General features: G+C 37.2%; 10 protein-coding genes. All 10 read left to right on the top strand.

Annotated features, from left to right (window positions below; translation table 11 throughout):
* Window positions 1-76 precede the first annotated feature (76 nt).
* Window positions 77-1,513, top strand: coding sequence for a hypothetical protein (locus ROSEINA2194_RS11270; protein ID WP_007886934.1), 1,437 nt, complete (start codon window positions 77-79; stop codon window positions 1,511-1,513).
* Window positions 1,514-1,542: 29 nt separating this feature from the next.
* Window positions 1,543-2,481: a WlaTC/HtrL family glycosyltransferase gene (locus ROSEINA2194_RS11265; RefSeq protein ID WP_007886933.1), complete on the top strand. Its 939-nt coding sequence runs from the start codon at window positions 1,543-1,545 to the stop codon at window positions 2,479-2,481.
* A 29-nt stretch (window positions 2,482-2,510) separates the two neighbouring features.
* Window positions 2,511-4,013 carry a PIG-L family deacetylase gene (locus ROSEINA2194_RS11260; protein WP_007886931.1) on the top strand — a complete coding sequence of 501 codons (1,503 nt, stop codon included), beginning with the start codon at window positions 2,511-2,513 and terminating at the stop codon, window positions 4,011-4,013.
* Between the two features lie 18 nt (window positions 4,014-4,031).
* Complete coding sequence (locus tag ROSEINA2194_RS11255) at window positions 4,032-5,030, top strand: DUF6077 domain-containing protein (protein WP_007886930.1); 999 nt, start codon at window positions 4,032-4,034, stop codon at window positions 5,028-5,030.
* Complete coding sequence (locus tag ROSEINA2194_RS11250; protein WP_007886929.1) at window positions 5,023-6,279, top strand: hypothetical protein; 1,257 nt, start codon at window positions 5,023-5,025, stop codon at window positions 6,277-6,279. Before ROSEINA2194_RS11255 ends, ROSEINA2194_RS11250 begins: the two co-directional genes overlap by 8 nt.
* Window positions 6,280-6,346: 67 nt before the next feature.
* Window positions 6,347-7,300: a glycosyltransferase family 2 protein gene (locus ROSEINA2194_RS11245; RefSeq protein ID WP_007886928.1), complete on the top strand. Its 954-nt coding sequence runs from the start codon at window positions 6,347-6,349 to the stop codon at window positions 7,298-7,300.
* Window positions 7,287-7,724, top strand: a complete 438-nt coding sequence (locus ROSEINA2194_RS11240) for a GtrA family protein (RefSeq protein ID WP_044927734.1) — start codon at window positions 7,287-7,289, stop codon at window positions 7,722-7,724. Before ROSEINA2194_RS11245 ends, ROSEINA2194_RS11240 begins: the two co-directional genes overlap by 14 nt.
* A gap of 86 nt (window positions 7,725-7,810) precedes the next feature.
* Window positions 7,811-9,262 (top strand): glucosyltransferase domain-containing protein, encoded by a 1,452-nt coding sequence (locus ROSEINA2194_RS11235; protein WP_172727106.1) that lies wholly within the window; start codon window positions 7,811-7,813, stop codon window positions 9,260-9,262.
* Window positions 9,263-9,269: 7 nt separating this feature from the next.
* The gene (locus ROSEINA2194_RS11230; RefSeq protein ID WP_007886921.1) at window positions 9,270-10,178 is read left to right on the top strand and encodes an NAD-dependent epimerase/dehydratase family protein; all 909 of its coding nucleotides are present in this window, start codon (window positions 9,270-9,272) and stop codon (window positions 10,176-10,178) included.
* Entirely contained in the window at window positions 10,179-11,810 is a 1,632-nt protein-coding gene (locus ROSEINA2194_RS11225; RefSeq protein WP_007886919.1) for a glucosyltransferase domain-containing protein, read from the top strand.
* Window positions 11,811-11,833 lie beyond the last annotated feature (23 nt).

Here is an 11,833-nt window from a genome sequence, read left to right as displayed (position 1 = left end):
GCAAAATATGCTATAATATGCGTGTATTGTGGGTTGGTTTGGCACATGGTATATGAGCAGAAGGTGAGGAATATTAATGAATGAACAAAATATGACAAGGCGAAAAGAGGTTGATCTGGAAATTACAGATTTTTTATGGGAAATTGTAAGAAATTGGAGAGTTATTGCAATCTGTCTGATAATAGGAGCCGTTTTATTATGCGGTTATCAGTATATAAAAGACAGCAGGAATGCAGATACAACAGCGGATGAAGTTGTAGAAGAATACTCCAAAACAGTGCATGAAATGAAAGAAGCTCTTGGGGCACAGGATTTGGATCAAGTCTATGGTGCAGTCGCAATTAAAAAGCAGCTGGATGAGAAAAGCGATTATGCAGATAACTCCCCATTAATGGCTGTTAATCCGTATGCAGAGAATTTAATTTTGTTACAGTATCGTGTGCAGAGTGATGAAGGAAATGCTGCAGAACTTGCAGCAATTTATCAGGATTATCTTATGTATGGTGAACTGGCATCGGAAATGATTGACTGTGACAGCCGGAAAGATGAAACAATATATGCGAAGGAAACTTATGAGACTGGCTTTACAGTACGTATTCGTGGAAGCAGGGAAGCGGATTGTAAAGAACTTGCAGAGAATGTGAAGAAGGGACTTAGTGCATATGCACAGAGGATGGATGAAAACTTTACTGCACATGAATTAGAACTTGTGAATGAAAGTTCAAATATTATTGTAGATCAGGAACTTGCACAGCTGCAGGATGATACGGCATTGGCAATCAAGAATCTTGGCGAACACTTGGATACAATTAAAAGTAAGATGAATGGTAATCAGTTGGAGCTTTATGTGGAACTTACAGAGAATCAGCCAGAGCAAAATGAGGATAGTGCAGAACAGACAGGCAATGAAGAAGAAACAAATGGATCAGATGTGCCGGAGCAGATTAGTGTACACATTAGTGTATCAAAGTTTATAATTGGTGGAATAATTGGAATAGCACTGGCAATTATTTTTATATTGTTAAAATATCTGCTTTCCGGAAATTTGCGTTCTGAAGCGGAAATTAAGGCACTCTATCATAATGATGTGCTTGGAACAATCCGAAGCAGTGTAGATGGAAAACGCGGTAAAATTGACAAGTGGTACGTTGGAGCGAGATATGGAAAATCCGGTAAAATGTCTCTGGAGCAGGAAGTTGAATTAATCTGTGCCAATATGAAAATTGCTTGTAAAGAAAATCAGAAAGTATACCTTACAGGAAGTGATTTGTCCGGAACTTCGACAGAAATACTGGAAAAAATTAAGGCAGAGTGTGAAAAGAGAGGGTTGACGGTAGTTTCAGGCAGAGAAATCTGTTATTATGCAGAGGCACTTGAAGAACTGGCGAAGATAGGACAGGTTGTATTTATTGAAGAAATGAGAAAGTCCAGATACAATAATATGTATCAGGAAGTGATCCGATGCAGGGAGCATCAGATACCAATTCTTGGTATGATTGTTATAGGGGCTTAAGGAATAAATTAAATTTGGAAGGAACAGAAATGGGCGAAATAACACTGGTAACAGACTTCTTTGATATTGGCAGAGGGCAGGATAAGAATGAAGAGTTGAGAAGGACAGCGTCAAAGTATTTTGATGAGTTCAGACGTTGGGCAAGAATACAGAATAAATTAATTGTGTATACGGATTCAAAGAGTGCAGAGACAATCAAGGCAATTCGTGCAGAGTATGGTTTATTAGATAAGACAGTTATCGTGGCAACGGACAATCTCTTTGAATTAGAAGGGGATTTGCTTGCAAGAATGGAGAAAGCATCCAGAAATCAGGACTTTCTGGATTTTCGATATCTGCCGGAAGCATCATCGAATAATCCAAAATATGATTACCTGTGGATGATGAAATACTATTTTATGAATGATGCCTATGAAAAGGGACTTCTGACAGAAGATGTGGTCTGGATGGATTTTGGATTTGATCATGGTGGAATTACTTACAGTGATGAGAAGGACTATGATTTTCTGTGGAATTATGATTTTAATGGAAAAATCCATATTTCATGTCTGTATGACCCGGATGCAAGGATTGGCATGGAGACGCTTCAGTTTCAAAATGACTGTGTGATGGGATGTATGTATGGGTTATCCAGGGAATTAGTACCGACCTTCTGGAAATTGGTAAGAAATGCAATGGAAGCACTGTTAATGTTGGATTGTGTGGATGATGACCAGCAACTGGTACTTATGGCGTATAAGGCAAGACCGGAACTTTTTACCGTGCATGTGACCGGGTGGCAGATGATTATGAAGGAAATGGGTGCAGATCATATGAAAATAAAACAGAAAGAAGCACCAAAACAGGAGAATAAATATAAAAAGATTTTAAGACAGACATTCAGAAAAATTATTCCAAATAAAAACGATCTGAAACGGAACTATGCAAAGAGAAGTTATGATGCAGCGATACGTGTTTATGGAAAGTAAAAGAAAGACAGATTCTGTGGAGAGATGATATGACAGAAACAGATTTACTGGTAATTGTGCCACATGAGGATGATGAGCTTGCTATTGCGGGAGCAATGATTTATGGAGCGGTACAGCAGAAAATGAATATAAAAGTTGTGTTTGTCACGAACGGAGATTATTACAGACATGAAGGGATTATAAGAATCCGCGAGGCTGAGGAGGCATTGGGGGAACTTGGTGTTGCGCCGGAAAATATTATCTTTTTAGGATATGGGGATCAAACACAGACCAGACACTTGTATAATAGTGTACCGGAAGAAATCGTTGCTTCTTATAATGGAAACATCCGTACCTACGGAACAGATAAACATCCAGAATTCGCAATGACTGAATATGGTGTACACCATGCATATACTCGTGCAAATTATAAAAATGATATAAAGGCAGTCATTCAGAAATTCTATCCGTCTATTCTAGTGACAACAGATTGGGATAATCATATGGATCATCTGGCATTGTCGCTCATGGTGGATGAAGTTCTGGGAGAACTGCTAAGAGAAGATACATCTTATCATCCGCTTGTGTTAAAAGCACAGGCTTATAATGGAAAATGGGAAGGACATCCAGATTATTACAGTGAAAATAATGTGACGGAACTTGTGAATGAGGCAGATGGAACGGATTATATCCATTCATTGGATAAATGGGAAGAGAGGATTCGTTTTTCTGTACCGGATCAATGTAAAACAGCTTTACTTAAGAAAAATATTTTATATAAGGCTGCAAAAAAGTACCGTTCCCAGAGTGTAGATTTAAAGGCAATACAGTTCATCAATCTGGATATGGTGTATTGGAGAAGGCCAACAGAGAGTCTCAGTTATCGTGCAAAGATTGAAACAAGCTCTGGTAATGCGGCTTATCTGAATGATTTCAAGTGTGTTGACTGTTCCGATATTATCCATGGAATGTGGGTTTATGATGCAGGCATTTGGATACCTGAGAAAACTGATGCTGAAAAGAAGATTGTAGTAACATTAGAAAAAAAGGCAAGAATCAGAGAGATTCATTTATTTGAAAATCCAGATGAGGACTGCATAATTCATAGAATAAAAATAACCTTTGGAAATGGGTGTGTAATACATACAGGGGAGTTGAATCATGACGGCAGCCGTACTGTCATAAAAGTACCGGAAATGGAGCTGACGGAAAGAGTGGAACTCGTGCTGGAAGAGGTGGAGGGATCGGCGGCTGGACTGACAGAGATTGAGATATATGAGACAATCCGGGAGATAGAGGATTATAGATTGCCATTGCCGTTGTGGAATGAAACACCGGAGAATTACCGGAAAATTGGAAATTTTTACGGATGCAGAATGGAACAGAAATGGTTCAAGTTTGTAAGTTTTGGAAGAGTCCGGTTGTGGCCGGATAAGTATTTCTTAATGAAGCGATATCCAGAGTTAAAGGAAAAAGAATCTTTTCTGGTATTTTGGAAAGCTTATTTTCGTTTTGTTAGTGAAAAGTTGAGTGAAAAGAAAAAGCAATATTAAATTTGGAGATGGAATGAAATGACAGCAGTGATAAAAGCAATTGGAATCCTATTGCTGCAGATAATCATATATTATTTATTTGGGACAATGTTTGAATTGTTTTGCAGAAAAAAACATGGCGTTGTTTTTAAGGAAATCAGTGGATTTCTGGTATATCAGGTTTTGTTTCAAATCTGTGCGCTTCCGATGATCAAGGCAGATCAGACACTTGCCAGACTTGCAGTTTTATGGGGTGTGATTGTAATCACATGTTGTATTGGTACTGCAATTTTTTGCAGGGAACGGATCGCAGAAGATATTGAAATGATCATCAAAGCGTTTTTTAGACATAAAGTATGGTTCCTTCTCATGGGATGTTTTCTTTTTGCAATGTGTTATTATGTGTCCATTAATGGGGAGATGAATGATGATTCTACCTATTATATTGGGCTGATCAATACAACACTGACATCAGGACGTTTATATAAATTTAATGCTTATACAGGTGAACAGGTGCATTCTCTGTATCTGAGAAGAGCATTGGTTACTTTTGATATTAATACAGCAGTTGCCTGTAAAATATATCATATTCATCCACTTGTGATCACAAGAATAACACGTGCAAGCTTGAATATGATCCTTACAGCAGGGGCAGTATATCTGATCGGACGAAATCTTTTTCAGGAAGAGAAGGATGCATTCTGGAAGGCAGGAACATTTACCTGTATTGCCCTGGCATGCAATTTCCTTTTTGATAATACGATTTATACGAGTGCGGCTTTTTTGCTACACAGAGCTTATGAGGGAAAAGCATATGCGGGAAATATGCTGCTGCTTTTTACAATCTATCTGTGTATACTATATATCAGGCAGAGAGATAAATGGAATTGTATCTATCTGATCTTGACATTGTGGGCATGTATTGCAATTTCGTCATCTGCTATTATGGTAACAGGAGCAGCATGTGGAGTATTATTAATACCAGTTGTATTTGAGAAACTGATAAGAAGAATAAAACGGGATAAAAATTATGACTAATGCAGAAACAATATGGAATGTCATCTCCTGGTATTATGGGAATAGCACAGCAATCGGTCTGATGCTGGTATTGATGACTGTCTATTTGTTGGAACGAAAAAAAGAATATCGATATTATACATTCAGTTGTGCAGTTCTTATGTTTTTGATTTTAAATCAGTTAACCTACCGCATTATCGAACGATTGGGAGAGGGAGATACGTATTATCGCTTTTTATGGATATTCCCGGTCTCATTGATCGCCGCATGGGGGGGATTGAGGCTCATCGAAAAAATGAAATCAAAAATGGAGAAAGTTATCTGTGTTGCAGTTATGGTTTGTCTGATATTCCTGTATTCTGGAGGAAAAATATCTGACTGGGTGACTCTGCCAGAGAACATCTATCAGATTTCTGAAGATAAAATTCAGGTGGCAGATCTGATTGAAGAGGTGACAGGAGGGGAGCGGGTCATTGTATATGCAGAAGATGAATTGATGTATGGAATCAGGGAATATGATGCGAATATTTGTCTGGCAGCAGAAGGAGAGCGAGAATATCTTTATCATATCATTACAGAAAATGATTCGAATGCCAGCGGGAATCTGATGCTTGGAATCTTAGTAAATGCAAAGATTGACTATATCGTTGTGAGAAAAGAGTATACCGGAGCTAAAGCAGCTTTAAATGGTGGCGGATGTGTAGAAGTTGGACAGACAGATAATTATATATTATATTATGTGAATCAGGGACAATTAAAAGAAGATTTGTATCACACATATGATTCGGACTGGAAGACAGATGCTGGAATTTGCAATGTGGAAGATGTTATGATCAAAGGACTTACACAGGAACAGCAGTTTCTCTTTTATGGGGATGGAAGATTAGATGAATTTAATAATGACATTGGAGAGAACCGGATTCTATGCGATGGATCAGAAGAATTCTATAGTAAAGAATATGGAGATTACATTGTTTGTAAGATAGACAATCAAAGTCAGGGCATTACAGAACAGATTATGAAGAAGATTGAGAGTGAGGAGCGGAAGAAAAAGCCAATCTTACTCTTTTTAAATCGTCCGTTGATCCGGGGAGAAAAAAGTGACAGGCTTCTTGACTGGATAGAAGAAGGCAACAGTTATATACAGGCAGTATATGCGGAGAATGCAGACGAGAGTAGAAAAGATATGCTGACAGAGAAGGTATTTCAGTGTTATATTACAAATAATGTAGCAGAAAATGCATTGTTGGTGCAGGTGAGGGGAGAATAGTGTGGCAATTCCACAGGGAATGTGATAATCTAATAAGATACGTACGAGAGTAAATGAGGGATAAAAAATGAAATTATCATTAGTAGTACCATGTTATAACGAAGAGGGGAATATTCGTGCTTTTTATACAGAAGCAAAGCGGGTATTCGATGCAGAAGATTACGAGTATGAAATTATTTTTGTCAATGATGGAAGCAGAGACAAAACACAGGAGGAACTAGAGAAAGTATATAACCTTCACGAGACCAATATTGTGATAGAAATGTTTTCAAGAAACTTTGGGAAAGAAGCTGCTATCTATGCAGGATTCCAGAAAGCATCTGGTGATTTGGTGACCGTTATTGACGCCGACTTACAGCAAAGACCGGAAATTGTTGTAAAAATGGTAAAAATATTACTTGAGAATGAAGAATACGATTGTGTAGCGGCATATCAGGAAGAGCGACACGAAGGGAAAATGGTTGGCGGTCTCAAGAATATGTTCTACAAAATCATTAATAAGACAAGTGAGATTGAATTTTATCCGGGGGCATCTGATTTTCGTACTTTTCGCAGAACTGTTGTGGATGCAATTTTAAGTTTGCCGGAATACCATAGATTTTCAAAAGGTATTTTTTCATGGGTCGGATTCAATACATGTTACATTCCATACATAGCGGAGGAACGTAATGCAGGGGAGACAAAATGGTCAGTCAGCAAGCTTTTCAAATATGCGATTGAAGGGTTTATTTCTTATACAACTTTTCCTCTTAAAATCGCAACCGGAATAGGATTATTTACTTCTTTATGTGCGATTATTTATTTGTTTGTAGTAGTAATTCAAAAACTGTGTTTTGGAAATCCTGTGCCTGGATATCCGACTATTGTTGTATTGATTCTTCTACTTGGTGGAATCCAGCTTACAATTCTTGGAATTATTGGAGAATACTTAGCAAGAATGTATATTCAGGGCAAGCATAGACCTATCTATATTGAGAAGAAATTATTAGACTATAAGAAGGATGATCATGAAGAAAATTAAAAGATTACTATTAAAGTATAAAGAAGTTATTATGTACCTTATTTTTGGAGTGGCTACAACATTGGTAAACTGGGTGGTATATAGCCTGCTAATGAAGACATCTGCTGTCAACATGACGATAAGTAACGCAATCGCATGTTTTACAGCTGTTGTGTTTGCTTATATAACCAATAAACTATTTGTGTTTGAGAGTAAGTCATGGAATGTGGCAGAAGTGTGGAAAGAAGTTGTAAAGTTTTTTGGAGCACGTATAGCTACAGGAGTGGTTGAGATTGGCGGACTTCCACTATTATATTATATTGGAGTGAAGCAGAGCTTATTTGGAGTGGAAGGCTTCGTTGCTAAGATATTGGTAAGCGTAATTGTGGTAATACTGAATTATGTGTTTAGCAAAATATTTGTATTCAATAAAAAGGATAAATAAGCATGTCTTGTACAGGAAAATCAAGGGAAAAATGGCTCGCGGGAGCAGCAGTCCTTATATGTGGTTTGGTGACACATGGATATATATTGACAAATAAAATCAGTTATCATGATGACAGTGTCAATTATTTTGGAGTAGGTACGACATTTGAATCCGGCAGATGGGCGCTTGGATTAATTCAGAAGTTTCTTACAAAAATTGACTTTTTTAACTATAGTAGTTCCTGGTGGAATGGATTACTCAGTATTTTACTTGTTGCAGTATGTGCAATGATTTTGTCAGAATTATTTCAGATAAAACATACGGGATATGCTGTTTTAGTGGGGGTACTACTCATTTCATTTCCGGCGATGACTTCATTATTTGCTTATATGTTTACAGCTCCTTACTATATGTTTGCTGTATTATTAATGATAAGTGCTGTTTATATGACTGTGAAATATTCTTACGGATTTTTGCCGGCAATAATAATGATGGGATTCTCAATGGGAATCTATCAGACTTATTTTGGGGTGGCAACGACACTTTTTGTTTTGATACTAGTAAGTGATGCAGAAACAAGGAATTTTATAGAGAATATCAAAGAGGCTTTTAAATATTTGTTAACCCTTTTAGGAGGAATACTTTGTTATTTTTTAGGTAATACAATCTGTATTCGCAATTTTCATGTTACATTATTAGATTATCAGGGAATTAATGATATGGCGGATGTTACGGTCAAATCATTGATTGGTTCTGTGAAGAACGCATATATTGGTTTTTTACAACCTATATTAGGGGAGTTTTGTGGCATTTCAAATCAAAAAGCGGTTCGCATTCTTTATCTGGCAGTTTACCTTATGGTTGGAGTGTTAGTGCTTAGACGTTTATGCAAGAGGGGGATGGAACTGTGGAATAGAATATATTTCTTTGTATTGTGTTGCTTGATACCATTGTCTATTAGTATCATCTATGTTATGGCAGTTTCTGATAAGACGGTAATCCATACTTTGATGATTTATCCATATGTATTTGGATTGATTTATCCAATCGTGCTTCTGGAAAAAGAAAATCTGAAAGGAAAATTCTGGAAAGGTATTTCGGTTTTCTATTGTACAGTTGCAATATTGTTATCAATCTATTATATCCGGTTAGATAATATAGCGTATTTGAAAGCAAATTATCAACAAGAGACAGCAACAGCGTATTATACAGAAGTGATTTCACAGATTAAAAGCACAGAGAAATATAATAGTAACTTGCCAGTATTGTTTTATGGAGCGGCAGGAAGCATGGATGACTCGATTCCAATTTTGTGGAGGTTTGATGATATTCAGCTGCAGGGATATAGTAATAATATGCATGATTTTATTTCATATTATGCAGGTAAAGAATTTTTGGAATTACATTGTGGCTATACTTATCAGGAACCTGAGAATCGGGAGACGATTATTGCAAGTGAAAATTTTCAGAAGATGCCTTGTTATCCATGCGATGGTTCCATAAAAATTATTGATGGAGTGGTTGTTGTTAAGTGGTCAAATTTTGAAGTGAGATGAAAGAAAAATGAAGAAAAAAGTATTAGTCATAGGTGGAGCAGGATTTATCGGATCGAATCTTTCAAGGCATCTGATAAAAAATGATATGGAAGTATACTGCTTCGATATGTCAAAACCTGTGCATGAAATAGCAGGCGTAAATTATATATGTGGGGATTTCTTTGATGATTACACACTGGAACATGCATTAGAAGGTATGGATTATGTAGTACATGCTCTCAGCACTGTAAATCCTGGAAATTCCAATGAAAAGTATCTTCAGGGATATGAGAGGGACTTTATCCAGACAACAAAGCTTTGTAAGATGATCACTGACCAGAAGATACGGATGATTTTTCTGTCTTCCGGTGGAACAGTGTATGGAAATCAGGAGATACAGCCTATAGTGGAAGATGCACTTCCAAGACCGATTAATCATTATGGTAATGTAAAGCTTTGTATTGAAAATACAATTCGAACATTTAATTATCAGGCACATACAAAGATTCTGATTGCCCGGATATCAAATCCATATGGACCGGGACAGGATTTTAATAAAGGTGTCGGATTTATTGATGCCGCTATTAAGAAAACCATCCGAGGAGAGAAAATTGAAATTTGGGGAGATGGCAATAACGTCAGGGACTATATTTATATTGACGATGTATGCAGGATGTTGATTTCATTATTCAACTATCAGGGAAATTATGATACTTTTAATATCAGCTCGAATACAGGAACTTCTCAGAGAGATATTATTCGAATGTTGGAAGAAATGCATCTTGCACCGGAGGTAGTGTATCTTCCGGCGAGAAGCGTGGATGCCAAGAAAATTATTCTCAATAATGAACGGATTATGAGTATCCATGAGGTACCGTTAGTACCTATTGTGCAGGGAATTGAAAACTATTACCAGTGGCTTAAGAAGGAGATTTAAGTGATTTACGAATTAAGGAAACAGATAGAATATTTTCTTAGAAATAAAATATACATGGTATCGCTTATAATTGCAGCAGTTGCAGGATACGGTTATGAAATCACACACTCTTCACTGGGAATCGATGATGTGTGCATTGGTCTATACTTTGATGACGGACTGGGTGTTTCCATTGGGCGATGGTCTTTCTATGTGATTAATAAACTGTTTCATGTGACAGGGTTTGAACCGTTTATTATGGAGTTTGCTGCAGTATTGATTCTGATGTTTGCAGCAATTGTCTGGTCAGCAGTATTAAGGTATATTCTCGGAGATAAGCTGCCGATTGCCTGCTATGCGGTATTTTCAGCTATGTTTTTAGATTATTCTCTGATTGCAGAGGTATTTATTTATTATTTGCAGAATGGAGTACCAATTATTTATACACTTGTTGGAATGGCGGTTTTTGATTTCTACTATTTGTATACACATGATCTGGAGCAAAAACAGCGGATTCTGCATAAACTGGGAATGAGCCTTTTGGTATCGGTATCGGTCGGATTTTATGAGGCAGCGGCAAATGTTTTTCTTACCGGGGTACTTTTGATTATGATTGTAGACTGCTTTGGTGCAAATCATATGCAGATCCGAAAATTTAAACAATTTTTCATGAGCCTTTTTCTTGTTGGAAGAGTTCTTGTATATGCGATCGTGGAGAGGTCGTTGATTACAAAAGTCTGTATGGCAATATTTGGAATTGAGTCATACAGCTATCGTAGTGCTGGAAGTATGTTGCGAATCTTAAAATATCCAGGCAGAATCCTTACGATTATCCGGCAGATTTTGAGGGATTATGTATTTGTCGGGTTAGCTTATTATCCGATTGGTTTATTCGTGGCCACAAGTATTTTGTTTATAGTTATTATTATTGCGGGTTCCATTTACAAAAAGAATTTATATATTTTGTTTCTTGGCATTATTTGCTATGGATCTATTTTCGTGTTGTCACTGCCGCAGGGGGATGCACTTCCATATCGGTCCAATCTGATGATAGCATTGTTAGTTGCAATGGTACTATTCTATCTGACTTATGTGATTCTGAAATGCAGATACCAGCTGATCAATGTAATTGGAATGGTTCTGGTAATCTCTGTTGTATATAATTCGGCGTTTGATCTGAATCATTGGTTTGCTTTTGAATATGAGAAGAATCAGAGTGAGCTGGCAGTGGTAGATCAGGTAGCATATGATCTTCAGAAAGGTGGGTATAATATTGCAGAAAAACCGGTTGTATTTATCGGTAGTTATGAACTGAATCCTGCAATTCTGGAAAAGTGTTCCATGGGTTCCGACACACCGGGATATTCGGTGATCAAAGACCTGAACGACTGGATGGAGGAGGAAACTGGAGAACGGTATGTCTATGTGCAGACACTTTCCTGGTCACTGATCGACTGGGCGATTCCGGGATTCTATATCTATGAAGGATATAACCGAGAAATGATAAGACTGTTCGAAGAGCGCGGATATCAATTGATCTGGGGTGGAACCGAACTCTATGAGAAAGCGTTGGAACAGGAAGAACAATTGAATGAATATCCGTTAGAAGGGTATATCAGGGAATATGATGATTATATTGTGGTAAGATTTTAGTGACTTGGAATTTATGAAGTAAA

Origin of the sequence: Roseburia inulinivorans DSM 16841, from assembly GCF_000174195.1 — a bacterium.
In the GTDB taxonomy this organism is placed as follows: domain Bacteria; phylum Bacillota; class Clostridia; order Lachnospirales; family Lachnospiraceae; genus Roseburia; species Roseburia inulinivorans.
This window is presented reverse-complemented; position numbering and strand designations above follow the sequence as displayed.

Coding starts and splice junctions, on each gene's coding strand:
- ROSEINA2194_RS11270 (WP_007886934.1), top strand. CDS start 77: ATGAATGAACAAAATATGACAAGGCGAAAAGAGGTTGATCTGGAAATT.
- ROSEINA2194_RS11265 (WP_007886933.1), top strand. CDS start 1,543: ATGGGCGAAATAACACTGGTAACAGACTTCTTTGATATTGGCAGAGGG.
- ROSEINA2194_RS11260 (WP_007886931.1), top strand. CDS start 2,511: ATGACAGAAACAGATTTACTGGTAATTGTGCCACATGAGGATGATGAG.
- ROSEINA2194_RS11255 (WP_007886930.1), top strand. CDS start 4,032: ATGACAGCAGTGATAAAAGCAATTGGAATCCTATTGCTGCAGATAATC.
- ROSEINA2194_RS11250 (WP_007886929.1), top strand. CDS start 5,023: ATGACTAATGCAGAAACAATATGGAATGTCATCTCCTGGTATTATGGG.
- ROSEINA2194_RS11245 (WP_007886928.1), top strand. CDS start 6,347: ATGAAATTATCATTAGTAGTACCATGTTATAACGAAGAGGGGAATATT.
- ROSEINA2194_RS11240 (WP_044927734.1), top strand. CDS start 7,287: ATGAAGAAAATTAAAAGATTACTATTAAAGTATAAAGAAGTTATTATG.
- ROSEINA2194_RS11230 (WP_007886921.1), top strand. CDS start 9,270: ATGAAGAAAAAAGTATTAGTCATAGGTGGAGCAGGATTTATCGGATCG.